The following is a 24,814-nucleotide window of genomic DNA, read 5'->3' on the forward strand; positions in this document are numbered from 1 at the left end:
CGGCGGGCTTACCGGCGTTTAACCTCTCGGACGGCATGCTCGGCGGCATGCGTGTTCTGGTCGTTGAGGACGAGCGGGTGCTCGCGGACGCCATCGCCGAGGGCCTCCGGGACGAGGCCATGGCCGTTGACGTGGTCTATGACGGCGATGATGCTCTGGAGCTCGCCTCCTACAACGAGTACGACGTCGTCGTCCTGGACCGGGATCTGCCAACCGTGCACGGGGACGATGTGTGCCGGGAGCTGGTGGGACGGCGGAGTCCCGGGCGGATCCTCATGCTCACGGCGGCCTCGGATGTCGATGAGCGGGTCGACGGGCTGTCGCTCGGAGCCGACGACTATCTGCCCAAGCCGTTCGTGTTCAGCGAGCTGGTCGCGCGGGTGCGGGCGCTGGCGCGCAGATCGGGGACGCCCGTGCCGCCGGTGCTGGAGCGCAGGGGCATCCGGCTCGACCCGTACCGGCGGAAGGTCGCGCGGGACGGGCGCGAACTGCGGCTGACGAAGAAGGAGTTCGCCGTGCTGGAGGAGCTCATGCGGGCCGAGGGCGGGGTGGTGAGCGCCGAGCGGCTGCTGGAGCGGGCGTGGGACGAGAACATCGACCCGTTCAGCAACATCGTCCGGGTCACGATGGCGACGCTGCGGCGCAAGCTCGGGCAGCCGCCGGTGATCGACACGGTGACGGGCTCCGGCTACCGGTTGGAGGCGCGGTGACGAGGCCGGCGGTGGCGAGGCTCAGCGTCCGGACGCGGCTGACGCTGGTGTACGGGTCGCTGTTCCTCGTCACGTCGGCGGTGCTGGTCGCGGTCACGTACCTGCTGACCGTCCGGACGATGGACACCCGGTTCTCCGCGCGCGACATCGACCCGGAGGCGCTCACGCGGCTGCGGGCCATGGCGTTCGACGGCGACATGAGTTCGCTGATGGCGTTGAAGGCCGACGCCGACCGGCAGATGGAGCAGCAGAAGCACGACGTGCTGGAGCAGCTGCTGCAGAGTTCGCTCATCACGATGCTCGTGGTCGGGGTCCTCGCGGTGGTGATCGGGTACCTGGTCGCCGGGCGCGTGCTGCGGCCGCTGCACCGGATGACGGCGACGGCGCGGCGGCTGTCGGAGAGCAACATGCACGAGCGGATCGCGCTGGACGGCCCGCAGGACGAGATCAAGGACCTCGCCGACACCTTCGACCGGATGCTGGACCGGCTGAACCGCGCGTTCGACGCCCAGCGGCGGTTCGTCGCGAACGCCTCGCACGAGCTGCGCACGCCGCTGACCATCAACCGCACGGTGCTGGAGGTCGCGCTGGCGAGCCGGAAGAACCCGCCGGAGACGAAGGCGCTCGCGGACGTCCTGCTCGGCAACACGGCCCGGCACGAGCGGCTCATCGAGGGCCTGCTGCTGCTCGCGAAGTCCGAGCGGGAGCTCGGCACCCGGACCGCCACCCCGCTGCCGGACGTGGTCCGCAGCGCGCTCGACCAGCTCGACGACCCGGCGGTCGACGTGGAGGCGCGGCTCGCGCCCGCGGTGGTGGCCGGCGATCCCGTCCTGCTGGAGCGGTGCGCGGTGAACCTGCTGGAGAACGCCGTGAAGTACAACGTGGCGGACGGCCGGGTCTGGGTCCGCACCGGGGAGCGGGGCGGCGAGGCGTTCCTCCAGGTCGTCAACACCGGACGGCCCGTCCCCGCCTACGAGGTCGCCGGCATCTTCGAGCCGTTCCGGCGGCTGCGCGCCGACCGCACCGGGTCCAAGGACGGCGCCGGCCTCGGCCTGTCGATCGTCCGGGCGGTGGTGCAGGCGCACGGCGGGACGATCGAGACCGTCCCGCGCCCGGACGGCGGCCTGTCGATCACCGTCCGGCTGCCCGCGGACGCGGCCACTCCACATGCCCTTCCGGCCGCGGAGCGCTCGGGCGCGCGCTGAGCCAGCGGTGCACGACCTTGCCGGTCGCGTTGCGGGGCAGCTCGGGGATGAAGTGGACGTCGCGCGGCACCGCGTACCGGGCGACCTGCGCGTGCACGTACGCGCGGACGCCGGCGGCGTCGAGCCGGGCGCCGGGCCGCAGCACGATGTAGGCGGCGAGCCGCTGCCCCCATTCGTCGTCGGGGACGCCGGTCACCGCGGCCTCGTGGACCTCCGGGAGCCGCAGCAGCGCGTCCTCCACGTCCTTCGGCAGGACGTTCTCGCCGCCCGACACGACCATCCCGTCGCTGCGGCCCTCGACGAACAGCAGGCCGCGGTGGTCGATGTGGCCGAGGTCGCCGGTGGCGAGCAGCCCGTCGCGGACCTCCATCGGCTCGCCGCCGGTGTACCCCTCGAACAGCAGCTCGTTCGCCGCGAAGATCTGCCCGCGGGTGGAGCGGCCCACCTTGCGGCCCTCGCCGTCCACGATCGCCAGCGCGGTGTTGCGCGGCGGGCGCCCGGCGGTGCGCGGGTCGAGCCGCAGGTCGTGCGGGGTGGCGATGGACACCCAGGACGCCTCGGTCGACCCGTAGACGTTGTAGAGGCGGTCGCCGAACGCGTCCATGAACCGGGTGGCGAGGTCGCCGGGGAGCGCGGCGCCGCTCACCGCGAAGACCCGCAGCGAGGAGGTGTCGTAGCGGTCGCGGACCTCCGGCGGCAGCTCCAGGATCCGCTGGCACATGACCGGGACGGCGAACACGGTCGCGTCGCGGTGGGACGTGACGGCCCGCAGCGTCTGCTCGGGGTCGAACCGGCGGTGCAGCACGACCGGCGCGCGGAGCGCCCACGCCATCTGCAGCGCGGCGTACCCCCAGGTGTGGAACAGCGGCGCCTCGACGATCATCGTCTGCCGTGCGCGCAGCGGGATCCGGGACGTCATCGAGGCGAGCGGCCACAGGCCCGGCCGGGGCGGGCGGCGGGCGCCCTTCGGACGTCCGGTCGTGCCGGAGCTGAGCATGATGGTGCGGCTCTGGATCTGCGGCGGCCCGGCCTCTCCCCCGCCGTCCGGCACCGAGGCGATGACCTCGTCGATGCTCGGGCCGGTCCCGGCGGCGGGGCGGGGCGCGGCGTCCGCGGCCGGTCGCGGGAGCGGTGCGGGCGGCAGCGCCGCGAGCGGGACGGGCGCGGCGAGCGGCATCCCGGCCGGGGGCCGGCGGTCGGCCCACAGCACGGTCCGGCGCAGCGCGATGGGGATGTTCGCCAGCAGCGGCGCGAACTCGGCGTCGGCGACGATGAGGGCGGGGCGCAGCTCGCCGAGCACGGCGCGGATCTGGCCCGTGCCGAACCCGGTGTTGAGCAGCACGACCTCGGCGCCGCGGCGGGAGCAGGCGACGAGCGTCAGGGCCATGCCCCGGTGGTTGCGGCACAGCACGCCGACGCGCGGGCGGGGCCCCCGCAGGGGCAGCCCGGCGGCGAGGCGGGCGGCCAGCCCGTCCAGCTCGGCGAAGGTGAGGACGCCCTCGTCGTCGATCAGCGCGGGACGCGACGGGGAGCGGGCGGCGGACGAGGCGACGAGCCCGGCGAGCGTGGTGCCCCAGCGCCGCAGCGTGCCGATCTGGCGGAGCAGCCGGCGCGGCCCGCCGCCGAACAGCAGGCCGGTGCGCAGCAGGAGCGCGGTGAGATCGCGGATATGCCCGATCCGCCGGCGCGTCCCCGGCCGGTACGCGGGCCTCGCGTGCGTCACCGTGCCTCCTCCCCCGCCACGGTACTCATCGGCCAATGCCCGAACAAGGGCGCCGCCGCGTCAGTGGTTACTGACGAGTAGCATGACGGTTACCAGCGAGTAGCATCGCTGTCGCGGGCACTCGTGCCGCCGTACAAGGCAGGGGCGGCACGAGGCTCGACGGCCCGCACCGAGCACCCTCTCCACAAAGCCCACCGCAGGGAGGACATCCCGTGCCTCGCACCGCACGCGACGTCGTGTTCGTCGACGGCGTCCGCACGCCGTTCGGCAAGGCCGGCCCCAAGGGCCTGTACGCGCAGACCCGCGCCGACGACCTGGTCGTCCGCGCAATCCGCGAGCTGATGCGCCGGAACCCGTCCCTCCCGCCCGAGCGGGTGGACGAGGTCGCCGTCGCCGCCACCACCCAGACCGGCGACCAGGGCCTGACCATCGGACGGTCCGCCGCCGTGCTGGCCGGGCTGCCGAAGAGCGTCCCGGGCTACGCCATCGACCGGATGTGCGCGGGCGCCATGACCGCGGTGACCACGTCCGGCGCCGGGATCGCGTTCGGCTCCTACGACGTCGTCATCGCGGGCGGCGTCGAGCACATGGGCCGGCACCCGATGGGCGAGGGCGTCGACCCGAACCCGCGCTTCCTCGCCGACCGGCTCGTCGACCCGTCCGCGCTGGTCATGGGCTCGACCGCGGAGAACCTGCACGACCGGTTCCCCGGCATCACCAAGGAGCGCGCGGACGCCTACGCCGTGCGCAGCCAGCAGAAGGTCGCCGCCGCCTACGCCGCCGGGAAGATCCAGCCCGACCTGGTGCCGACCGCGATCCGCTCCGCCGAGAAGGGTTGGGGCCTGGCCACCGAGGACGAGCCGCCGCGCCCCGGCACCACGCTGGACGACCTCGCCAAGCTCAAGACGCCGTTCCGGGTGCACGGCAACGTCACCGCCGGGAACGCCGCCGGCCTGAACGACGGCGCCACCGCCTGCCTGCTGGCGGCCGAGGACACCGCCCGCGAACTCGGCCTCACGCCGAAGATGCGGCTGATCGACTTCTCCTTCGCCGGGGTGGAGCCGGAGGTCATGGGCGTCGGGCCCGTCCCCGCCACCGAGAAGCTCCTCGCCCGCAACGCGCTGACCATGGACGACATCGGCCTCATCGAGATCAACGAGGCGTTCGCCGTGCAGGTGCTGGCGTTCCTGGAGCACTTCAAGATCGCCGACGACGACGCGCGGGTGAACCCGTGGGGCGGCGCGATCGCGCTCGGCCACCCGCTCGCCTCGTCCGGCGTCCGGCTGATGAACCAGCTCGCGCGCCTGTTCGAGGAGCGCACGGACGTGCGTTACGGGCTGACCACGATGTGTGTGGGCATGGGCATGGGCGGAACCGTCCTCTGGGAGAACACCAACTGGGGGGACAGCAAATGAGCAGCCTTCGAGAAGTCTTCAGCGACGAGGTCGTCACTCGCGCCCACGTACGTGACGTGACGCTTCCCTACGGCGCGGGCACGCTCGCGCTCATCACGCTCGACAACGGCCACGACCACACCAAGCCGAACACGTTCGGCCCCAACGGCCTCGCCGAACTGGACGCGGCCATCGACACGATCGCCGGGCGCGACGACATCGCGGCCGTCGGCGTCACCGGCAAGCCGTTCATCTTCGCGGTCGGCGCCGACCTCAAGGGCGTCCCGCTCATCACGAGCCGGGAGGACGCGCGGGCCATCGGCAAGCTCGGCCACGACGTGTTCCGGCGGCTCGGCGAGCTGGGCGTCCCGTCGTTCGCCTACTACAACGGCGCGGCGATGGGCGGCGGCGTCGAGATCGGCCTGCACTGCACCTACCGGACGATCTCGTCCGGCGTCCCGGCGTTCGCGCTGCCCGAGGCGTTCCTCGGCCTGGTGCCCGGCTGGGGCGGGACGTACCTGCTGCCGAACCTGATCGGCGCGGAGAAGGCCCTCAAGGTCGTCATCGAGAACCCGCTCGCGCAGAACCGGACGCTGAAGGGCGCGCAGGTCCACGAGCTGGGCATCGCCGACGCGATCTTCGACTCGGCCGACTTCCTGGAGGAGTCGCTCGCCTGGACGGCCCGCGTCCTCAACGGCGACATCACCGTCACCCGGCCCGAGGTCGACACGGGCAAGGCGTGGGACGACGCGGTCGCGATGGCCCGCTGGAACGTGGACGGCAAGCTGCACGGCGCCGCCCCGTCCTACACCCGCGCGCTCGACCTCGTCGCCGCCGCCAAGGACCGCACCCGCGACGAGGGCTTCGCCGCCGAGGACGAGGCCCTGGCCGACCTCATCATGAGCGACGAGCTGCGCGCCGGCCTGTACGCGTTCGACCTCACCCAGAAGCGCGCGAAGCGTCCCGCCGGGGCGCCGGACAAGGCCCTGGCGCGCAAGGTCACCAAGGTCGGCGTCGTCGGCGCGGGCCTGATGGCCTCGCAGCTCGCGCTGCTGTTCGCCCGCCGCCTGGAGGTGCCGGTCGTGCTGACCGACCTCGACCAGGAGCGCCTGGACAAGGGCGTCGGCTACGCGCACGGCGAGATCGACAAGCTGCTCGGCAAGGGCCGCGTCTCCCCCGACAAGGCGAACCGCCTCAAGTCGCTCATCTCCGGCTCGCTGACGAAGGACGCGTTCGCCGACGCCGACGTCGTCATCGAGGCCGTGTTCGAGGAGATGTCGGTCAAGCAGAAGGTGTTCGCCGAGGTCGAGGAGTACGTCTCGGCCGAGTGCGTGCTCGCGACCAACACCTCGTCCCTGTCGGTCACGGAGATGGCGTCGGGGCTGAAGCACCCGGAGCGGGTCGTCGGCTTCCACTTCTTCAACCCGGTCGCGGTGCTGCCGCTGCTGGAGATCGTCCGGGGCGAGCGCACCGACGACGCCGCGCTCGCGACCGCGTTCGCGACCGGCCGGGCGCTGAAGAAGTCGTGCGTGCTGGTCAAGGACGCCCCGGCGTTCGTGGTCAACCGCGTCCTGCTGCGGCTGCTCGCCGAGATCGTCCAGGCGGTCGACGAGGGCACCCCGATCGAGACCGCCGAGCGCGCCGCGGCGCCGCTCGGCCTGCCGATGCCGCCGTTCGTGCTGATGGGCCTGGTCGGCCCGGCGATCGCGCTGCACGTCAACGAGACGCTGCACGGCGCGTTCCCGGACCGCTTCCCGCTGTCGGGCAACCTCGCGAAGATGGTCGCGGCCGGCAAGTCCGGCGTGTACCTGCCGGACTTCTCCCTCGACCCCGAGGTCGTGGAGATCTTCGGCGGCGGGACGAGCCCGTCCACCGAGGAGCAGGTCCTGGACCGGGCGCTCGCCGCGCTCGCCGACGAGATCCGCATCATGCTGGACGAGGGCGTCGTCGCGGCACCCGAGGACATCGACCTGTGCATGATCCTCGGTGCCGGCTGGCCGTTCCACCTCGGCGGCATCACCCCGTACCTGGACAGGTCGGGCGTCGCGGAGCGGGTGACCGGCCGCCGCTTCCTGGAGCCGGGGGTCGCCTCCCTGCCCGCCTGACCCCTCCACTCCTCCGCGAAAGAGGCGTTCCGAACGCGGTTCGGAACGCCTCTTTTCCGGCATTTCCGCACGTCACGGGCGTGCCGCCGTTTGGGTTGATCATAAGCCGCGCACATATGGGCATACGGCAGACGGCCGAGCGCGCCGCCGGGGCGGGCACCGGCCGCGACGACCAGCACCACGGGACGAGCACCAGGGACGCGGAGGGGCGCCGAGGATGAACGTGCTGCGCACGAAATCGGTGGAGCAGTCGATCCGGGACACCGAGGAGCCGGCGCACAGGCTCCGACGCGCCCTGTCCGCGCTCGACCTCACCGTCTTCGGCGTCGGCGTGATCATCGGGACCGGCATCTTCGTCCTCACCGGGCAGGTCGCCCGGGAGAAGGCCGGTCCCGCGGTCGCGCTGTCGTTCATCCTCGCCGCGGTCGTGTGCGGCCTCGCGGCGCTGTGCTACGCCGAGTTCGCCTCCACGGTCCCGGTCGCGGGCTCCGCCTACACCTTCTCCTACGCCACCATCGGGGAGTTCCCGGCCTGGATCATCGGCTGGGACCTCATCCTGGAGATGGCGCTCGGCGCGGCCGTGGTGTCGGTCGGCTGGTCCGGCTACTTCGCCTCGCTGCTGGACGACATCGGCGTCACGATCCCCGAGTCGCTCGCGGCCCCGCCGGGCGAGGGCGGCACGGTGAACGTCCCGGCCATCGCCCTCGTGGTCGTGGTGACCGCGCTGCTCGTCCTCGGCGTCAAGATCTCCTCGCGGGTGAACGCGGTGGTCGTCGCGGTCAAGGTGTCGATCGTGCTGCTGGTCATCTTCGCCGGGCTGTTCTTCGTCAAGGGCTCCAACTACGAGCCCTTCATCCCGCCGTCGAAGCCGGCGCCGGAGGGGAGCGGCCTCACCGCGCCGCTGATGCAGGTGCTGTTCGGCTTCACGCCCGCCAGCTTCGGCTGGCTCGGCATCTTCGCCGCCATCGCCATCGTGTTCTTCGCCTACATCGGCTTCGACATCGTCGCCACGGCCGCCGAGGAGGCCCGCAACCCGCAGCGGGACATCCCCATCGGGCTCATCGGGTCGCTCGTCATCACCGCGGTCCTGTACGCCGCCGTGTCGACCGTGGTCGCCGGCATGCAGCACTACACCGAGCTGAGCACCGCCGCGCCGCTCGCCGACGCGTTCAAGTCCGTCGGGCACCCGGTGTTCGCCACCATCATCGACGTCGGCGCCGTCATCGGCCTCACCAGCGTCGTGCTGATCCTGCTGCTCGGGCAGAGCCGCATCTTCTTCGCCATGGGGCGGGACGGCCTCATGCCGCCCGGGCTGTCGGCCGTCCACCCCCGGTTCGGCACCCCGTACCGCTCCACCGTCCTGATGGGGGCCGTGGTCGCGGTCCTCGCCGGGTTCATCCCGCTCGCCAAGCTCGCCGAGCTGGTCAACATCGGCACCCTGTTCGCGTTCCTCGTCGTGTCGATCGCCGTGGTGGTGCTGCGCCGCACCCGCCCGGACCTGCCCCGCGCGTTCCGCACGCCGTGGGTCCCGGTCATCCCGATCCTGTCGGTGCTCGGCTGCCTGTTCGTGATGATCAACCTGCCGGTGGACACGTGGCTGCGGTTCCTCGCCTGGATGGCGATCGGCGTCGTGATCTACGGGTTCTACGGGTACCGGCACAGCCGGGTGGGCCGTGCGGACCCGGCGCCGATCACGTCCTGACCTCGGGATCCGACCCGTGACGGGGGTCACGGTGTCATTTCGATCCGCAGGTAGGCACAATGTCCCGCATGGCTTCTCCAGTGCTCGTCGCGGTGATCGGTTCCGGCCCTGCGGGGATCTACGCCGCCGAGGCCCTCGTCAAGCAGACCGACGGCGACGTCCGGGTGGACGTGTTCGACCGGCTGCCGACGCCGTACGGGCTGGTCCGGTACGGCGTCGCACCCGACCACACGTCCATCAAGTCGATCGCCCGGTACCTGCAGAAGGTCCTGGAGAACCCCGCCGTCCGGTTCTTCGGCTGCGTCGAGCTCGGCCGCGACATCACCCGCGCCGACCTGCTGGACTGCTACGACGCCGTCGTCTACGCGACCGGCGCGATGGTCGACCGGCAGATGCGCATCCCGGGCGAGGACCTGCCCGGCAGCATCGCCGCCACCGACTTCGTCAACTGGTACTGCGGGCACCCCGACGCCGCCGACCACGCGTTCGACCTGTCCGTGGAGGAGGTCGCGGTGATCGGCGTCGGGAACGTCGCCGTCGACGTCGTCCGCATCCTCGCCAAGTCGGCCGGCGAGCTGCGCGACACCGACGTCCCCGAGCAGGTCATCGAGGCGCTGTCGCGCAGCAGGGTCAAGCGCGTCCACATGATCGGGCGGCGCGGCCCCGCGCAGGCGAAGTTCACCACCAAGGAGGCCCGCGAGCTGGGCGAGCTGCCCAACGCGAGCATCCACGTCCGGCCCGAGGACATGGACCTCGACCCGGCGAGCGCCGAGCTGGCCGCGAACGACCGCAAGACCGGCGGCAACATCAAGGCCCTCAACGCCTGGACGGGCGAGCCCGCCCCGGGCCGGGCCCGGCACATCGACGTGCGGTTCTGGCGCGCGCCCGCCGAGATCCTCGGCACCGACCGCGTCGAGGGCCTCAAGCTGGAGAAGACGGCGCTGGACGAGGCGGGCCGCGTCGTCGGCACCGGCGAGTTCGAGACCCTGCCGGTCGGGATGGTGCTGCGGTCGGTCGGCTACCAGAGCGTCCCGCTGGACGGCGTCCCGTTCGACGAGCGCTCCTACGTCGTCCCGAACGACGGCGGCCGCATCCTCGGCCCGGACGGCGCGCCCGTCCCCCGCGAGTACGTCGCCGGGTGGATCAAGCGCGGGCCGTCCGGCGTCGTCGGCACCAACAAGTCCGACGCCGCCGAGACCGTCCGCAACCTGCTGGAGGACGTCGCCGACACCGACGCGGCGCCGAAGCGCACCATCGAGGAGCTGCTGGAATCGCGCGGGCTGCCCGTCGTCACCTACGCCGACTGGCTGAAGCTCGACGCCGCCGAGATCGCCCTCGCGCGCAGCCTCGACCGCGGCGAGCGGGTCAAGCTGGCCCGCTGGGAGGCGATGACCTCCGCCTGCCGCGACGCCGAATGACGCCCCTGTAATTCACCTTCTCCGGAATTGCCCACCGGGAAGGTAGTGACGGGCAGGTGAGGCGGGCGCTACGGTGCGGCGTGTGACCGGCGGTCCAGAACTGTACGGGTTCCCCCCACCCGAGACGGTCCCCGACCTCAGGTGGCTGGGCCCCGACTATGTTTCCGTACTCGTGTACGACCTGACGCAGGGACTCCTGCGCCAGGACCCGCGCACGTCCGTCATGGGCGTGCGGTGCGAGGGCGAGCCCCGGCTCGACCCCTCGGTCGACCCGGCGGGCGTCATCCGCGCGCACGACGCGTGCTTCCCGCTTCAGGTGTTCGTCCAGGACGGCGCCGGGCGCCCGTGGCGCCTGCGCGGGCGATGGACGTACTCGGGACGCGAACTCGGCACGTCCGCCGCGTCCATCACCCACTTCTGGCGCCTGCTGTCCGCCGACGGCGTGTAGCCGCCGGCGGACCGGGCGGGCGGGTCAGGGCTTCTCGTCGGACGTCTCGGTCGCCTTCGAGGCCGCCGCGGCCTCGGCCTCCGTCGAGGTGATGCGGGCCACGTACTCGGTGATGTCGCGGGCGAGCGCCTGCGGCGTCAGGCCGATGTCGGTGAGGATCTCGCCGCGGGAGGCGTGGTCGAGGAACTCCTGCGGGATGCCGAACGTCCGGGTCGGGACGTCGGCCTCGGCGTCGCGCAGCAGCCGCGCGACGGCGTCGCCGACGGCGCCGGTGCGGCCGTTGTCCTCGGCGACGGCGACGAGCGCGTGGTCGCGGGCGAGGTCGAGCAGCGCCGGGTCGAGCGGCTTCACCCAGCGCGGGTCGACGACGGTGACGCCGATGCCCTGCGCGGCGATGAGCCCGGCCGCCTCGACCGCGGGCGCCGCCATCGAGCCGGCCGCGACCAGCAGGACGCGGGTGCCGTTGGAGCCGTCGTGGCGGGCGAGCACGTCCATCCCGCCGGCCGTGCCGATCGCCTCGATGTCGTCGGCCGCCGGGCCCTTCGGGTAGCGGATCGCGGTCGGGCCGTCGGTGACGGCGACGCACTCGCGCAGCAGCTCGCGCAGCCGCGCGCCGTCGCGCGGGACGGCGACGCGCATGCCGGGGACGAGCTGCAGGATCGACAGGTCCCACATGCCGTTGTGGCTGGCGCCGTCGCTGCCGGTCACGCCGGAGCGGTCCAACGCGAACGTGACCGGCTGCCGGTGCAGCGCGGTGTCCATCAGGACCTGGTCGAACGCGCGGTTGAGGAACGTCGCGTACAGCGCTACGACCGGGTGCAGGCCGCCCATGGCGAGCCCCGTCGCGGACGTGACCGCGTGCTGCTCGGCGATGCCGACGTCGAAGATGCGGTCGGGGAACGCCTCGGCGAACGGCGCGAGCCCCGTCGGGTGGAGCATCGCGGCGGTGATGCCGACGACGTCGCGGCGCTCCCGCCCGATCGCCAGCATCTCCTCGCCGAAGACCTTCGTCCAGGAGGGGCCGCCCTTCTTGGCGGCGAACTTGCCGGTGGCGGGGTCGAACGCGCCGGGGCCGTGCATGCAGTCCTCGGTGTCGTTCTCCGCCGGGGCGTAGCCGCGCCCCTTGGTGGTGATGCAGTGCACGATGACGGGGCGGCCGAACCCGCGGGCGCGGCGCAGGGCGCGCTCGACGGCGTCCTCGTCGTGGCCGTCGATCGGGCCGACGTACTTCATGCCGAGGTCCTCGAACATGGCCTGCGGCTGCAGGACGTCCTTGAGGCCCTTCTTGATGCCGTGCAGCGCCTCGTAGGTGAGGTTCCCCACCACCGGGGCGCGCGGCACCGTCTTCTTGATGAGGTCGAGCGCGTTCTCGTAGCCCTGGGTGACGCGCAGGTCGGCGAGGTGGGACGCGAGGCCGCCGATCGTCGGCGAGTAGGACCGGCCGTTGTCGTTGACGACGATGATGACCGGGCGGTCGACGCCGGCGGCGATGTTGTTCAGCGCCTCCCAGCACATGCCGCCGGTCAGCGCGCCGTCGCCGACCACCGCGACGACCGCGCGGTCGGACTCGCCGCGCACCTGGAACGCCTTGGCGAACCCGTCGGCGTACGAGAGGGCGGTCGAGGCGTGCGAGTTCTCGATGACGTCGTGCTCGGACTCGGCCCGGCTCGGGTAGCCGGACAGCCCGCCGCGCTGGCGCAGCAGCTCGAAGTCGCGCCGGCCGGTGAGCATCTTGTGCACGTAGGACTGGTGCCCCGTGTCGAAGAGGATCTTGTCGTGCGGCGAGTCGAAGACGCGGTGCAGCGCGATCGTCAGCTCGACCGCGCCCAGGTTGGGCCCCAGGTGCCCGCCGGTCTTGGAGACCGCCTGGACGAGGAACTCGCGGATCTCCTCCGCGAGTGGAGACAGTTGAGCGGCGTCCAGTCGTTTGAGGTCGTCGGGACCTTTGATCGACTCAAGCAAGCTCACTCGTTTCAACTCCTCCGTAGGGGATCGGGTCTCCCCTGGCTCGGGCCGTTCCGAGTTTAATCCCGGTTCGCCCGCGACGCGCCGAGGGGCGCCCGCGCGCCGGGTGTGAAAAGGCTGACCCCGGAGGCAGGGATGGGGTAGGAGTAGAGCATGGTCGTCGAAGAGATCGTGCTGCTCAACGCGGATGACGAGGCCGTCGGAACCGCTCCCAAGAGCGCCAGCCACCACAGGGAAACGCCCTACCACCTGGCCTTCTCCTGCTATGTGACGGACACGGAAGGTCGCGTTCTGATCACTCAGCGCGCACTGGACAAGCGCACCTTCCCCGGTGTCTGGACGGGGAGCTGCTGCGGCCACCCCGCGCCGGGCGAGAAGCTGCGCGACGCGGTGCTGCGCCGGCTGCGGGACGAGCTGGGCATGGAGGCGGCGTCGCTCACGTCCGTCCTGCCGCGGTTCCGGTACCGGGCCGTCGCCGCGGACGGGACCGTCGAGCACGAGCGGTGCCCGGTCGTGCGCGCCACCGTGACCGACACGGCCGTCCACCCGAACCGCGACGAGGTCGAGGCGGCCGAGTGGTGGACGTGGGAGCGCTGCCTGGAACTGGTGGAGCGGCCCGAGTCCTCGCCCTGGTACCGGCTGCAGCTCGCCGAACTGGCGCCGCTCGGGTCCCCGCTCGACTGGCCCGACGCCGGCACGGAGGCGCTGCCGCCCGCACTCGCCTGGTGAGCCCGTGACGCGCGTCACCGCTTGATCACTTTTCGGTCCGCGGTGTTGACCGGCGCGCGCGACCGGAAGGACGCTGGCTGTCCCGGGGTTACCGAAGGGACGGACGATGCGAGTACGCGCTTTCCGGCGCCGCTGGACGGTCTTCGCGGCCGTGGCCATGACCGGTGCCCTCGCCATGTCGGGCTGCGGCGGTGACGGCGGCGGAGGGTCGAAGAACGACAGCTCCGAGGTCGAGGTCTTCTCCTGGTGGACCGGTCCGGGCGAGGCCGACGGGCTGAAGGCCATGCAGGCCGACTTCGAGAAGAAGAACCCCGGTACCAAGTTCGTGAACGCGGCGATCGCCGGCGGCTCGGGCACCCAGGCGAAGGCGGTGCTGGCGAGCCGGCTGCAGAACCGCAAGCCGCCGGACTCCTTCCAGGGCCACGCGGGCGCCGAGCTGCTCGACTACATCAAGGCCGGGCAGATCGAGCCGCTGGACGACTTCTACCAGCAGAACAACCTGAAGTCGGTCTACCCGCAGCAGCTCCTCGACCAGATCACCTACAAGGGGCACATCTACTCGGTCCCGGTGAACATCCACCGGTCCAACGTGCTCTGGTACAACCCCGACATCCTCAAGGACGCCGGGGTCGACGGGCCGCCGAAGACGATCGCCGACTTCATCACCGCGCTGAAGGCCGTCAAGGACAAGACCAAGAAGGTCCCGCTGTCGCTCGGCGCGCAGTGGACGGCCGACCACCTGCTGGAGAACGTCCTGCTCGGCGACCTCGGCACCGACGGCTACAACGCGCTGTGGAAGCCGGGCGCCGACTGGAGCACCCCCGAGGTCACCAAGGCGCTGAACGACTTCGGCGAGATCATGAAGTACACGACGCTGGAGGCCGCGTCCACCGACTGGCAGGGCGCCGCGAAGGCCGTCGTGGACGACAAGGCCGCGTTCAACATCATGGGCGACTGGGCGTACGGCTACTTTGTCGGCGCCGCCCCGAACGGCCTCGGCAAGAAGCTCGACACCGACTTCAAGTACGCGCCCGCGCCGGGCACCGAGGGCACCTACATGTGGCTCTCGGACAGCTTCACCCTGCCCAAGGGCGCGCCGCACCGCGCCGGGGCGATCGCGTGGCTGAAGGAGGTGTCCAGCAAGGAGGGGCAGGACCTCTTCAACCCGAAGAAGGGCTCCATCCCCGCCCGTAAGGACGCCGACAAGAGCCTCTACACCGGCTACCTGCAGACGGCGTTCGAGGAGTGGAACAACCCGCAGACCAAGCTCGCGGGCTCGTTCTGGCACGGTGTGAACGCCAACAACAAGTGGCACACCGACATCGACACCGCGATCGGCCTGTTCCTGCAGAACCGGGACGTGGCCAAGCTCCAGCAGGGGCTGGTGAGCGCGGCCAAGAACAGCGGACAGTGACCGCCTCGCAAGAGGGCCTGAAAGCACCCCGCCCGGGTCGCCGGGACGCGTCGCAGGAGCGCTCGTCGTTCCTGCGGCGCAGCCGCAGGTGGCTGCCGGGGCTGCTGCTGGTCTCGCCGTCGATCGTCGCCATCGGCCTGTTCGTCTACGGGCTGCTGTTCTGGAACACGCGGGTCGCGCTCAGCGGCAAGCACGACGAGGTCTCCGAGTACGGGTTCGACAAGGGGAAGAACTTCGTCGACCTGTGGAGCCAGCCGAGCTGGCCGGGCGCGGTGAAGCACGCGCTGCTGTTCACCGCCGTGTTCGTCGTGGGCGCGCTCGTCCTGGGCGCGTTCCTGGCGTTCCTCATGGACAAGGGCATCCGCGCGGAGGCGGGCTTCCGCGTCGTGTACCTGTTCCCGATGGCGGTGTCGTTCATCGCCAGCGGGGTGGTGTGGCGATGGCTGATGAACCCGGCGCCGCCGTCGCGGGCCGTCGGGTTCAACCAGCTGTTCGACAAGCTCCATCTGGGCTTCCTGTCGAACAGCTGGTGGCAGGACCCCGACTGGGGCATGGCGGCGATGGCCCTCCCCGCCATCTGGCAGATGTCCGGCTATGTCATGGCCCTGTACCTGGCCGGGTTCCGCAGCGTCCCGGAGGACCTGCGGGAGGCGGCGCGGGTGGACGGCGCGTCCGAGTGGAAGGTGTACCGGTACGTGGTGTTCCCGCAGCTCCGGCCGGTGACGCTGTCGGCGCTGATCATCCTCGGGCACATCTCGCTCAAGGTGTTCGACCTCATCATGGCGATCGCGGGCAAGCAGATCATCACCTACGTGCCGGCCATCGCGACCTACGTGGAGATCTTCGACCGGCACGACCCGGCCAACGGCGCCACCATCGCCACCTACATGCTCGTCGCGGTGGCCGTCCTGGTGATCCCGTACCTGGTCTGGTCGGTGCGCTCGGAGCGGTCCCGGTGACCGCCCTCGGCGCGCCGGGCCGCCCGTCCGGCACCGTGCAGGCGGTGAAGCTGGTCGTCCTGCTGGCGTTCGTGCTGCTGTTCCTCATCCCCGTCTACGTCCTGATCGTCACCAGCTTCAAGCCGCTGGACGAGGCGGACCCGAGCAGCGCGTGGAGCCTGCCGAGCCACTGGAGCACGTCCGGCTGGGGCTCGGCGTGGGACGCGCTGAAACCGGGCCTGGAGAACAGCGTCAAGATCGCGGTGTCCGGCTCGGTCATCTCGGCCGTGCTGGGCTCGCTGAACGGCTACGTCCTGTCCAAGTGGCGCTTCCCCGGCGCGGACGTCGTCTTCACGCTGTTCCTGTTCGGCATGTTCATCCCGTACCAGGCGGTCATGATCCCGCTGGCGGGCCTGCTGACGGACATGGAACTGGCGGGCACGATCCGCGGGCTCGTCCTCGCGCACGTCGTGTACGGCATCCCGATCTGCACGCTCATCTTCCGGAACTACTACGTCACGATCCCGGACGAGCTGATCGAGGCGTCCCGCGTGGACGGCGCCGGCATGCTGCGCACGTACTGGTCGGTGGTCCTGCCCGTGTCGGCGCCCGCGTTCGCGGTGACGCTGATCTGGCAGTTCACCTCGATGTGGAACGACTTCCTGTTCGCGGTGTTCCTCGGCGCCCCCGACAGCTGGCCGGTGACGGTGATGCTGAACAACACGGCTGGCTCGGGCGCGGTCGCCGTCCAGTACAACCAGCAGATGGCCGAGGCGCTCCTGGCCTCCCTGCCGACGCTCCTCGTCTACCTGCTGCTGGGGCGGTTCTTCATGCGCGGCCTGATGGCGGGGGCCTTGAAGGGATAGTCACAAAGGCACGTCAACCGCACGCCCGTCTCGGGCGTCACATTGATGATCGAAGGAGATCCGCGTGGGGACCCGACGGCCCGGCAGCCGTCCCATGACGGACATGGACCCTTTCGACCCGTCCGTTGGCAATTCAGCCGGGATGCGCCTAGCCTCTCGGGCATCGTCGCGCGGCACACCGGCGTCCCGCCGGGGCCCCGGCGATCCCGGGAGGGCGGGGACGGGACGAGCAGTGGAGGTGGCCGCGTGCAGGCGATGAGTGTTCAGCAGCCCTGGGCGTTCGCGATCGCGCGCGGCGGCAAGTCCGTCTCGAACCAGAGCCTGCCGACCGCCTACCGCGGCCCCCTCCTCGTCCACGCCTCCATGCGGGTCGACCTCAAGGCGTGCGACTCGCCGCTGATCCAGGCCGCCGGCTGGGACCCGCGCGACCCGCTCGCCACGATCGGCGCCGTCATCGCCGTCGCCGACCTCGACCACGTCTGCTCCGCCACCCTCCAGGGCGGCTCCTGCGACTGCGGCCCCTGGGCCGAGCGCGGCCACCACCACTGGCGCCTCACCGGCGTCCGCCCCCTCCCCCGCCCCATCGTCGCCCTCGGACGCACCGACCTGTGGCAGCCCCACCCCACGCTGGTCAACGAGGTCGAGACGATGTTCGCCCTCAACCACTGAGGGCGTCGGCGGCTTCGCGGAGGCGGCGGAACTCGGCCGCGATGCGGTCGAGGGGCCAGCTCGCGTTGAGGCCGCTCGGGTTCGGCAGGACCCAGACCCGCGCGGAGCCGAACGCCTCGTCCTGCGGGCCTATCCGCGTGCGGGGGCGGCCGAACGCGGTGCGGTAGGCGGTGACGCCGGCGACCGCGAGGTAGGCGGGGCGGTGCCGTTCGACGAGGGCCCGGAGGCGGCGCCCGCCCTCGCGCAGTTCCTCCGCGGTCAGTTCGTCGGCGCGGGCCGTGGTGCGGTGCGCCAGGTTGGTGATGCCGAGGCCGTAGCCGGGCAGGAGGTCCTGCTCGGACGGGTCCAGGAGCCGGTCGGTGAAGCCCGAGCGGTGCAGGGCGGGCCAGAAGCGGTTGCCGGGACGCGCGAAATGGTGCCCGGTGGCGCCGGAGTAGAGGCCGGGGTTGATGCCGCTGAACAGGACGCGGAGCGTCCCGCCGTCCGGCGGCAGGACGTCGGGGATCACGCGGTCGCGGGCGGCCTCCAAGTCGGCCTTCGTGGGACGCATCGTGGGGCGCATCAGATCAGGTTACGGACGATCAGCACCACGGCGGACGTGCCCACGACGATGAGCAGCGCCGTGCGGAGCCGTCCGGCGTCCAGGTAGCGGCGCAGCGGCCCCGCGACGAGGAACCCGGTGATGACGAACGGGAGCAGCGCCAGGCCCGCGACGACCTGCCGCACCGGGAGGCGCCCCGCGGCCGCGAGCATCGTGAGCGACAGCAGCGCGCCGGCGATGAAGAAGACCGCCAGCGTCGCGCGGACGCGGGGGCCGCTCTCCCGCTGGTAGAGCAGCGCGATGGGCGGGCCGCCGATGCCGGACGCGGTCCCGGTCGTCCCGGAGACGACCCCGGCGGCGGCGAGCGTCCCGCGGTTGCGCGGCACCTGCCGCGACCACGTCGTCACCGCGAGGGCCGCGAGGACGACGAGGCCGATCACCACGCCGAGGACGCGCTCGGGCACGGCGGCGACCAGCCACACGCCGAACGGCGTCCCGGCCAGCCGGCCGCCGAACGCCCAGCCGAGCCCGCGCGGCTCGACGTGCCGGACCTCCTGGGCGAGGGTCGCGACGGGCAGGACGAGCGCGATGACGAGGATCGCGCCCGGCATCAGCGACGGGTACAGCATCGTCACGACGGGGGTCGCGACCAGCCCGACGCCGAGGCCGACGCTGCCCTGCACGATCGCGCCGGCCAGCGCGGCCAGGCCGCCGAACAGGAGGAAGTCGAGAGGCGGCACGCCGAGGACGCTACATTCCCACTTATCCGGTCTGTATCAGGCGGACGCGTCGGTGAGGCGCTGGAGCTGGTCGTCGGTCAGCGTCGTCCGGGCGGCCTCGACGAGGGGCGGCAGCTGGTCGAGGGTGCGGGCGCTGGCGATGGGCGCGGCGACGGTCGGCTGCGCGGCGAGCCAGGCGAGCGCCACGGTCGCGACGGCGGCCCCCTGCTCCTCGGCGACGATGTCGAGCGCGGCCAGCACCGCCCGCCCGCGCTCGGTCTCCAGGTGCTCGGCAGCCCGGCCCGCGCGGACGCTGTCGACCTTGGCGTCCGGGCGGTACTTGCCGGTCAGGAAGCCGGAGGCGAGGCCGTAGTACGGGACGGCGGCCAGCCCGTGCCGTTCGGCGATGTCGCGGCGCGCCCCCTCGTAGGTGTCGCGGGACACGAGGTTGTAGTGCGGCTGGATGGCGACGTAGCGCGCCGTGCCCGCCCGCTCGCTGAACTCCAGGGACGCCTCCAGCCGGTCGAGGTCGATGTTGGACACCGCGATGTGCCGCACCTTGCCCGCGGTGACCAGCTCGTCCAGCGCGGTCATGATGTCCTCGACCGGCACGGACGGGTCGTCGAAGTGCGTGAAGTACAGGTCGATGCGGTCGGTGCGGAGCCGCCGCAGCGAGTCGTCCGCGGCGGCCTTGATGTTCGCCGGGGCGAGCCCGCTCCGCTCGGGGTGCCGGCCGACCTTCGTCGCGATGACGATGTCGTCGCGGTTGCCGCGCGACGCCGTCCACTCGCCGATGATCGTCTCGGACTCGCCGCCGCTGTTGCCCGGCGCGGACGCCATGTAGGAGTCGGAGGTGTCGATGAAGTTGCCGCCGGCCGCCGCGTAGGCGTCCATGATCTCGAACGAGCGCTCCTTGCCCGCGGTCCAGCCGAAGACGTTGCCGCCGAGGCAGAGCGGGAAGACGTCCAGGTCACCGATCTTCTTCATGCCAGCCATACCCCGATCCAATCAGACGGTCCGGGACGGCCCATTCCCGCCGGACGCCCGGACACTCCTGGCACTATTTCCGTATGCTCACCGCTTGTCTCGCTTTCGCCGCCGTCGCGGCACTGCTGACGATCACCCCCGGCGTGGACACGATGCTCGTCCTGCGCAGCACCGTGACCGGCGGGCGGCGGCCCGGGCTGCTCGCCTCGACGGGCGTGGTCACCGGCCTGCTGTGCTGGGCGATGACGAGCGCGGTGGGCCTGACCGCGCTGCTGGCCGCCTCCCGCCTGGCGTTCGACGTCCTCCGCATCGCCGGCGCCTGCTACCTCCTGTGGCTCGGCGTGCGCGCGCTCTGGACGGCCCGCCGCGGAACGCAGGACCCCGCCGAGCCCGCGCAGACCCGGACGTCCGGCCTGACCGCCTTCCGCGCCGGCCTCACCACGAACCTGCTCAACCCCAAGGTCGGCGTCTTCTACATGAGCCTGCTGCCCCAGTTCGTCCCCGACGGCGCCTCGGTGTTCTGGACGAGCGCGCTGTTCGCCGCCATCCACGCCGCCGAGAGCCTCCTGTGGCTCGTCCTCATCGTCGCCGCGGCCGCCGCCGCCCGCCGCACCCTGGCCCGCCCCGCCGTGAAGCGCCGCCTCCAGCAGCTCACCGGCGCGGCCTTCATAGCCTTCGGCCTCCGCCTCGCCGCCGGGCACTAATTAGCTGTTCTGCCCCACGCGGAACGGGCCGCCCCCTCCTGGGAGCGGCCCGTTCCGGTGGTGCGGGTTACTTGCGGATCAGGTTGCGGAGGACGTACTGGAGGATGCCGCCGTTGCGGTAGTAGTCGGCCTCGCCCGGGGTGTCGATGCGGACGTCGACCTTGAACTCCTTGCCGTCGGCCTTCACCGTGACCTCGTCGGGGACGCCGCCCTCGTTCATCGCGGTGACGCCCGTGATGTCGAAGGTCTCGGTGCCGGTGAGGCCGAGCGACCCGGCGGACTCGCCGTCCTTGAACTGGAGCGGCAGGACGCCGAGGCCGATCAGGTTGGAGCGGTGGATGCGCTCGTAGGACTCGGCGATGACGGCGCGGACGCCGAGCAGCGCGGTACCCTTGGCCGCCCAGTCGCGCGACGAGCCGGAGCCGTACTCCTTGCCCGCGATGACGACGAGCGGGATGCCCTGCTCGATGTAGTTGCGGGAGGCGTCGTAGATGAACGCCTGCGGCGCGCCGTCCCGGGTGAAGTCGCGGGTGTAGCCGCCCTCGACGTCGTCCAGGAGCTGGTTGCGGAGCCGGATGTTGGCGAACGTCCCGCGGATCATGACCTCGTGGTTGCCGCGGCGCGAGCCGTAGGAGTTGAAGTCCTTGATCTCGACGCCGTTGTCCTGGAGGTACTGCGCGGCGGGCGTGCCGACCTTGATGGACCCGGCCGGGGAGATGTGGTCGGTGGTGACCGAGTCGCCCAGCTTCGCCAGCACGCGGGCGCCGTGGATGTCGGCGACCGGCTCCGGCTCGGCGCCCATGCCGTCGAAGTACGGGGCCTTGCGGACGTAGGTGGACGCGGCGTCCCACTCGAACAGGTCGCCGGTCGGGATGTCGAGGCTGGTCCAGCGCTCGTCGCCCTTGAAGACGTCGGCGTAGCTCTCGGTGAACATGTCCTGGCCGATGGACGACTCGACGATCGCCGAGACCTCCTCCGGCGCGGGCCAGATGTCGCGCAGGTAGACCGGGCCGTCGGTGCCCTCGGCGATCGGGTCGTTGAGGATGTCGATGTCCATCGTCCCGGCGAGCGCGTAGGCGATGACCAGCGGCGGCGACGCGAGGTAGTTCATCTTCACGTCGGGGCTGATGCGGCCCTCGAAGTTGCGGTTGCCGGACAGCACCGCGGTGACCGCCAGGTCGTTGTCGTTGACGGCCTTGGAGATCTCCGGCTGCAGCGGGCCGGTGTTGCCGATGCAGGTGGTGCAGCCGTACCCGACCAGGTTGAAGCCGATCTTGTCGAGGTACGGGGTGAGGCCGGCGCGCTCGTAGTAGTCGGTGACGACCTGCGACCCGGGCGCGAGCGAGGTCTTGACCCACGGCTTGCGCGTGAGGCCCCGCTCCACGGCGTTCTTGGCCAGCAGCGCCGCGCCGATCATCACGTACGGGTTGGACGTGTTGGTGCAGGACGTGATGGCCGCGACGGCGACGTGCCCGTGGTCGAGCTCGAACTCCGTCCCGTCCTCCAGCTTGACCGGGACGCGCTTGTGCGGCCGGCCGGAGCCGTTGGCGTCGACGTACCGCGGCTTGTCGCCCTCGGTCTCCTGCACGATCGCCGGGGAGTCGGAGGCGGGGAAGCTCTCGTTGGACGCCTCGTCCAGCGCGCCGAGGACGCTCTCGACGTAGTTCTGCACGTCCCGCCGCCAGGTGGCCTTGGCGTTGGCGAGGGAGATGCGGTCCTGCGGGCGCTTCGGGCCGGCCAGCGACGGGACGACCGTGCCGAGGTCGAGCTCCAGGTACTCGGAGAACTCGGGCTCCACCGACGGGTCGAGCCACAGGCCCTGCGCCTTGGCGTACGCCTCGACGAGCGCGATCTGCTCCTCGCCGCGCCCGGTGAGCCGCAGGTACTTCAGCGTCTCGTCGTCGATCGGGAAGATGGCGCAGGTGGAGCCGAACTCGGGGCTCATGTTGCCGATCGTGGCGCGGTTCGCCAGCGGCAGCGCGTGCACGCCCTCGCCGTAGAACTCGACGAACTTGCCGACGACGCCGTGCTGGCGGAGCATCTCCGTGATGGTGAGCACCAGGTCGGTCGCGGTCGTCCCGGCGGGGAGCTCACCGGTCAGCTTGAAGCCGACGACGCGCGGGATGAGCATCGAGATCGGCTGGCCGAGCATCGCGGCCTCCGCCTCGATGCCGCCGACGCCCCACCCGAGCACGCCGATGCCGTTCTCCATCGTCGTGTGCGAGTCGGTGCCGACGCACGTGTCCGGGTAGGCGACCCCGTTCCGGTCGAACACGACGCGCGCCAGGTGCTCGATGTTCACCTGGTGGACGATGCCGGTGCCGGGCGGGACGACCTTGAACTCGTCGAACGCCGTCTGGCCCCAGCGCAGGAACTGGTAGCGCTCCTTGTTGCGCTCGTACTCCCGCTGCACGTTCCGCTCGAACGCCTGCGGCGTCCCGAAGTAGTCGACGATCACCGAGTGGTCGATGACCATCTCGGCCGGCGCCAGCGGGTTGATCTTCGTGGGGTCGCCCCCGAGGTCCCGTACGGCCTCGCGCATCGTGGCGAGGTCGACCACGCACGGCACGCCGGTGAAGTCCTGCATGATCACCCGGGCGGGGGTGAACTGGATCTCCTTGCTCGGCTGGGCCTGCGAGTCCCACTGGGCGAGCGCGCGGATGTGCTCGGCGGTGACGTTCGCGCCGTCCTCGGTGCGCAGCAGGTTCTCCAGCAGCACCTTCAGGCTGTACGGGAGACGGGCCGCGCCCTCGACGGCGTCCAGCCGATAGATGTCGTACGACTTGTCGCCAACCTGCAGCTTGTCAAGGCTGCCGAAGCTGTTCGCGGACACGGACTCCTCCTCCATCGCCACCGCGCGTCCGGTCCGGGACATGAGCGCGCGGCGCTCTTCTTGATCTTCAAGTGTGCCCGTCCCCTGGGCCGACACGGGTGGCGGGACGGGTGCTCGTCTACCTTGATCCTGCCTTAGTCGGCCCGATCACCCACAATCAGGGCCGCCTAACTTCCGCAGCTTTTCTCTCGACGTCAAGCTATCCCCAATTTATCTCGACATCAAGCTACTTGCACCTCTACGCTCAACCCGCCGAGGCATCGGACGGGAAAGGCGGCGGAGTGGGCGTCGACTGGTACCGCATACGCCCCCGCTGCGACACCGACGCCTTCGACGCGGCCGTGCGAGCGCAGCGGGCGGCGTTCGTCGCGTCCCGGTGCTGGTTCCCCGACGAGTTCGGCCACCTGGACATCCCCGAGCCCGCCGACGGCCCCGACATCACCGCCCTGGTGGACGTCGACACCGGCCCCGGCAACGCGCATCGGGTGAACGCGCTCGTCCTCACCCCTCTCCTACCCGCCGAATGGCGCTTCACCATGTACCGGAGCTTCCACCCGGACGCGCTGCCCCCACACGTGCGGCGATGGCGGACACATATCAACGAGGTACGGAACGGCGGGCACCGCCCCTATCTGCGCGCCTGGCACACCTACTCGACCGGCCGGCGCCTCGCCGACGAGTGGTCATCACTCCGGCGCCGAGCCTCGGACGCGGTTACGCGCATGAACGCGTGGGCCGTCCGCCCCGAGTTGGTGGACGTACGCGAACACATCCTGTCGCTGCCGCCTCCCACCACAAGCCCGGCACCCCGCTGGGGCGACGAGTGCCAGGCCACCCCCATCGACCCCGCCCCGTACGTCCGTCTAGCCCGGGACTGGAACCGACGCGTCCCCGCCAACCAAAAGGTGCACGTGAGTCATCCGCCGTCCTTCACCGACTTCCTGAACGACGACTCCCCAGACGAAACCCTCAACTGGATGGAGGAGTCCGCCGAAGAGGGCTACGGCCTGCTCCTCAACTGGTAAACCCCCCAACAGCACAACGGCCTCGTCCATCGGAGGCGAGTTTCGCCCACACGATCTTTCCGCGATCACCGGGAGCCCGTCGCGCTCGTCCCGCAGTACCCGCACGACGATCGGCCCCTCACCGTGCCGGGACGCGTTGGTGACGAGTTCGCAGACCACGAGGCGCCCCACATGGTCGTCCTCGATCCCCCACCCGGCGAACCGCTCCGCGACGAACCGCCGGACCCGAAGAGCAGCATGTAATCCTTCATCGCCTACTACCTGCGTTTCTGCCGCAACCAGCGCGGGCTCTCCGGCGAAGCGGTGGGACGCATCATCACCGCCAGCAAGGCGACCGTTTCACGCATCGAGAACGGCATAGAGCGCCTGGACGCGCAACGCGCGGCCCTGCTCGACAAGGCATGGGAGACGGGCGGCGTCTTCTCGATCCTGATCTGGTACGCCAGCATCGGCCACGACCCCCAGTGGCTGGCCCAGTACAAGACCTTCGAGCAGCGAGCCCGCATCATGCGGGAGCAACTCGCGCACGTCCTCGAAATGGCGGAGCAGCCGAACATCGTCGTCCACGTGATTCCGCATCCGGGAGTGAGTGTGTGGAGGTCGGCCATCTCCCCCAGACGATCGCCTTCCGGGATTCCAAGAACCCGGATGGCCCCAAGCTGATCGTGGGACGGGACGAGTTCGCGGTCCTCCTGGCGACCTTGAAGCACTGAGGCTTC

Annotated in this window: 21 protein-coding genes and 1 pseudogene; 16 read left to right on the forward strand and 6 right to left on the reverse strand. The window is 71.3% G+C overall.

Going from position 1 to position 24,814, the window contains the following annotated elements:
- Window positions 1-47: 47 nt before the first annotated feature.
- Together ABFX46_RS19465 and ABFX46_RS19470 are read left to right on the forward strand one after the other, a co-directional pair.
- Window positions 48-710: a response regulator transcription factor gene (locus ABFX46_RS19465; protein WP_346043917.1), complete on the forward strand. Its 663-nt coding sequence runs from the start codon at window positions 48-50 to the stop codon at window positions 708-710.
- Entirely contained in the window at window positions 707-1,915 is a 1,209-nt protein-coding gene (locus ABFX46_RS19470; protein ID WP_346043919.1) for a sensor histidine kinase, read from the forward strand. The genes ABFX46_RS19465 and ABFX46_RS19470 overlap by 4 nt, the downstream gene beginning before the upstream one ends.
- Here the strand turns inward: ABFX46_RS19470 and ABFX46_RS19475 are convergent.
- Complete coding sequence (locus tag ABFX46_RS19475; protein ID WP_346043920.1) at window positions 1,842-3,638, reverse strand: AMP-binding protein; 1,797 nt, start codon at window positions 3,636-3,638, stop codon at window positions 1,842-1,844. The two genes, ABFX46_RS19470 and ABFX46_RS19475, sit on opposite strands and share 74 nt — an antisense overlap.
- Before the next feature lie 212 nt (window positions 3,639-3,850).
- Between ABFX46_RS19475 and ABFX46_RS19480 the strand changes: the two genes are divergently transcribed.
- From ABFX46_RS19480 to ABFX46_RS19500, 5 genes are all read left to right on the forward strand, one after another.
- Entirely contained in the window at window positions 3,851-5,053 is a 1,203-nt protein-coding gene (locus ABFX46_RS19480) for a thiolase family protein (RefSeq protein WP_346043922.1), read from the forward strand.
- A complete protein-coding gene (locus tag ABFX46_RS19485) occupies window positions 5,050-7,137 on the forward strand; it encodes a 3-hydroxyacyl-CoA dehydrogenase NAD-binding domain-containing protein (protein ID WP_346043923.1) in 2,088 nt (695 codons plus the stop codon). Before ABFX46_RS19480 ends, ABFX46_RS19485 begins: the two co-directional genes overlap by 4 nt.
- 217 nt (window positions 7,138-7,354) lie before the next feature.
- Entirely contained in the window at window positions 7,355-8,839 is a 1,485-nt protein-coding gene (locus tag ABFX46_RS19490) for an amino acid permease (RefSeq protein ID WP_346043925.1), read from the forward strand.
- 68 nt (window positions 8,840-8,907) lie between these two features.
- Window positions 8,908-10,257 (forward strand): FAD-dependent oxidoreductase, encoded by a 1,350-nt coding sequence (locus ABFX46_RS19495; protein WP_428831277.1) that lies wholly within the window; start codon window positions 8,908-8,910, stop codon window positions 10,255-10,257.
- An 82-nt stretch (window positions 10,258-10,339) separates the two neighbouring features.
- The gene (locus tag ABFX46_RS19500; RefSeq protein WP_131943809.1) at window positions 10,340-10,705 is read left to right on the forward strand and encodes a hypothetical protein; all 366 of its coding nucleotides are present in this window, start codon (window positions 10,340-10,342) and stop codon (window positions 10,703-10,705) included.
- A gap of 24 nt (window positions 10,706-10,729) precedes the next feature.
- On the opposite strand, the gene dxs is transcribed toward ABFX46_RS19500, so the two are convergent.
- Window positions 10,730-12,673, reverse strand: a complete 1,944-nt coding sequence (gene dxs / locus ABFX46_RS19505; RefSeq protein WP_346043928.1) for a 1-deoxy-D-xylulose-5-phosphate synthase — start codon at window positions 12,671-12,673, stop codon at window positions 10,730-10,732.
- Window positions 12,674-12,823: 150 nt separating this feature from the next.
- Between dxs and idi the strand changes: the two genes are divergently transcribed.
- From idi to ABFX46_RS19530, 5 genes are all read left to right on the forward strand, one after another.
- The gene (gene idi, locus ABFX46_RS19510) at window positions 12,824-13,399 is read left to right on the forward strand and encodes an isopentenyl-diphosphate Delta-isomerase (protein ID WP_346043930.1); all 576 of its coding nucleotides are present in this window, start codon (window positions 12,824-12,826) and stop codon (window positions 13,397-13,399) included.
- A gap of 106 nt (window positions 13,400-13,505) precedes the next feature.
- Window positions 13,506-14,813: an ABC transporter substrate-binding protein gene (locus ABFX46_RS19515; protein WP_428831278.1), complete on the forward strand. Its 1,308-nt coding sequence runs from the start codon at window positions 13,506-13,508 to the stop codon at window positions 14,811-14,813.
- The gene (locus tag ABFX46_RS19520) at window positions 14,810-15,772 is read left to right on the forward strand and encodes a carbohydrate ABC transporter permease (protein ID WP_428831279.1); all 963 of its coding nucleotides are present in this window, start codon (window positions 14,810-14,812) and stop codon (window positions 15,770-15,772) included. Before ABFX46_RS19515 ends, ABFX46_RS19520 begins: the two co-directional genes overlap by 4 nt.
- Window positions 15,769-16,617 carry a carbohydrate ABC transporter permease gene (locus ABFX46_RS19525; RefSeq protein ID WP_428831280.1) on the forward strand — a complete coding sequence of 283 codons (849 nt, stop codon included), beginning with the start codon at window positions 15,769-15,771 and terminating at the stop codon, window positions 16,615-16,617. Before ABFX46_RS19520 ends, ABFX46_RS19525 begins: the two co-directional genes overlap by 4 nt.
- A 255-nt stretch (window positions 16,618-16,872) precedes the next feature.
- Window positions 16,873-17,286 (forward strand): ASCH domain-containing protein, encoded by a 414-nt coding sequence (locus ABFX46_RS19530; RefSeq protein ID WP_346043931.1) that lies wholly within the window; start codon window positions 16,873-16,875, stop codon window positions 17,284-17,286.
- Here ABFX46_RS19530 and mug read toward each other — a convergent pair.
- Genes mug through ABFX46_RS19545 form a run of 3 tightly spaced genes read right to left on the reverse strand, consistent with a single transcriptional unit; the run spans window position 17,276 to window position 19,533 of the window.
- Window positions 17,276-17,848, reverse strand: a complete 573-nt coding sequence (gene mug, locus ABFX46_RS19535; protein ID WP_346043932.1) for a G/U mismatch-specific DNA glycosylase — start codon at window positions 17,846-17,848, stop codon at window positions 17,276-17,278. The genes ABFX46_RS19530 and mug overlap by 11 nt on opposite strands.
- Window positions 17,848-18,567, reverse strand: a complete 720-nt coding sequence (locus ABFX46_RS19540; protein WP_346043934.1) for a sulfite exporter TauE/SafE family protein — start codon at window positions 18,565-18,567, stop codon at window positions 17,848-17,850. Before ABFX46_RS19540 ends, mug begins: the two co-directional genes overlap by 1 nt.
- A 36-nt stretch (window positions 18,568-18,603) precedes the next feature.
- Window positions 18,604-19,533: an aldo/keto reductase gene (locus tag ABFX46_RS19545; protein WP_346043936.1), complete on the reverse strand. Its 930-nt coding sequence runs from the start codon at window positions 19,531-19,533 to the stop codon at window positions 18,604-18,606.
- Between the two features lie 83 nt (window positions 19,534-19,616).
- On the opposite strand from ABFX46_RS19545, the gene ABFX46_RS19550 reads away from it, so the two are divergent.
- On the forward strand, window positions 19,617-20,237 hold the full coding sequence (locus ABFX46_RS19550; RefSeq protein WP_346043937.1) for a LysE family translocator: 621 nt from the start codon (window positions 19,617-19,619) through the stop codon (window positions 20,235-20,237).
- 67 nt (window positions 20,238-20,304) lie between these two features.
- Here the strand turns inward: ABFX46_RS19550 and acnA are convergent, their stop codons facing one another.
- A complete protein-coding gene (gene acnA / locus ABFX46_RS19555; protein ID WP_346043939.1) occupies window positions 20,305-23,070 on the reverse strand; it encodes an aconitate hydratase AcnA in 2,766 nt (921 codons plus the stop codon).
- 281 nt (window positions 23,071-23,351) lie between these two features.
- Between acnA and ABFX46_RS19560 the strand changes: the two genes are divergently transcribed.
- The 3 genes and pseudogenes from ABFX46_RS19560 (at window position 23,352) to ABFX46_RS19570 (ending at window position 24,808) form a co-directional block, all read left to right on the forward strand.
- On the forward strand, window positions 23,352-24,095 hold the full coding sequence (locus ABFX46_RS19560) for a hypothetical protein (RefSeq protein WP_346043941.1): 744 nt from the start codon (window positions 23,352-23,354) through the stop codon (window positions 24,093-24,095).
- A gap of 261 nt (window positions 24,096-24,356) precedes the next feature.
- Window positions 24,357-24,635: pseudogene (locus tag ABFX46_RS19565) on the forward strand (helix-turn-helix domain-containing protein); the annotation flags it as partial.
- A 53-nt stretch (window positions 24,636-24,688) separates the two neighbouring features.
- Window positions 24,689-24,808, forward strand: coding sequence for a DUF397 domain-containing protein (locus tag ABFX46_RS19570; protein ID WP_346043943.1), 120 nt, complete (start codon window positions 24,689-24,691; stop codon window positions 24,806-24,808).
- Window positions 24,809-24,814: the final 6 nt, after the last annotated feature.

The organism is Actinomadura chokoriensis, assembly GCF_039529475.1.
GTDB lineage: Bacteria > Actinomycetota > Actinomycetes > Streptosporangiales > Streptosporangiaceae > Spirillospora > Spirillospora bangladeshensis.

Bases quoted from the DNA above. Each gene is read 5' to 3' on its own strand.
- ABFX46_RS19465 (WP_346043917.1), top strand. From the start codon at position 48: ATGCGTGTTCTGGTCGTTGAGGACGAGCGGGTGCTCGCGGACGCCATC.
- ABFX46_RS19485 (WP_346043923.1), top strand. From the start codon at position 5,050: ATGAGCAGCCTTCGAGAAGTCTTCAGCGACGAGGTCGTCACTCGCGCC.
- ABFX46_RS19490 (WP_346043925.1), top strand. From the start codon at position 7,355: ATGAACGTGCTGCGCACGAAATCGGTGGAGCAGTCGATCCGGGACACC.
- ABFX46_RS19495 (WP_428831277.1), top strand. From the start codon at position 8,908: ATGGCTTCTCCAGTGCTCGTCGCGGTGATCGGTTCCGGCCCTGCGGGG.
- idi (WP_346043930.1), top strand. From the start codon at position 12,824: ATGGTCGTCGAAGAGATCGTGCTGCTCAACGCGGATGACGAGGCCGTC.
- ABFX46_RS19515 (WP_428831278.1), top strand. From the start codon at position 13,506: ATGCGAGTACGCGCTTTCCGGCGCCGCTGGACGGTCTTCGCGGCCGTG.
- ABFX46_RS19530 (WP_346043931.1), top strand. From the start codon at position 16,873: ATGAGTGTTCAGCAGCCCTGGGCGTTCGCGATCGCGCGCGGCGGCAAG.
- mug (WP_346043932.1), bottom strand. From the start codon at position 17,848: ATGCGCCCCACGATGCGTCCCACGAAGGCCGACTTGGAGGCCGCCCGC.
- ABFX46_RS19545 (WP_346043936.1), bottom strand. From the start codon at position 19,533: ATGAAGAAGATCGGTGACCTGGACGTCTTCCCGCTCTGCCTCGGCGGC.
- ABFX46_RS19550 (WP_346043937.1), top strand. From the start codon at position 19,617: ATGCTCACCGCTTGTCTCGCTTTCGCCGCCGTCGCGGCACTGCTGACG.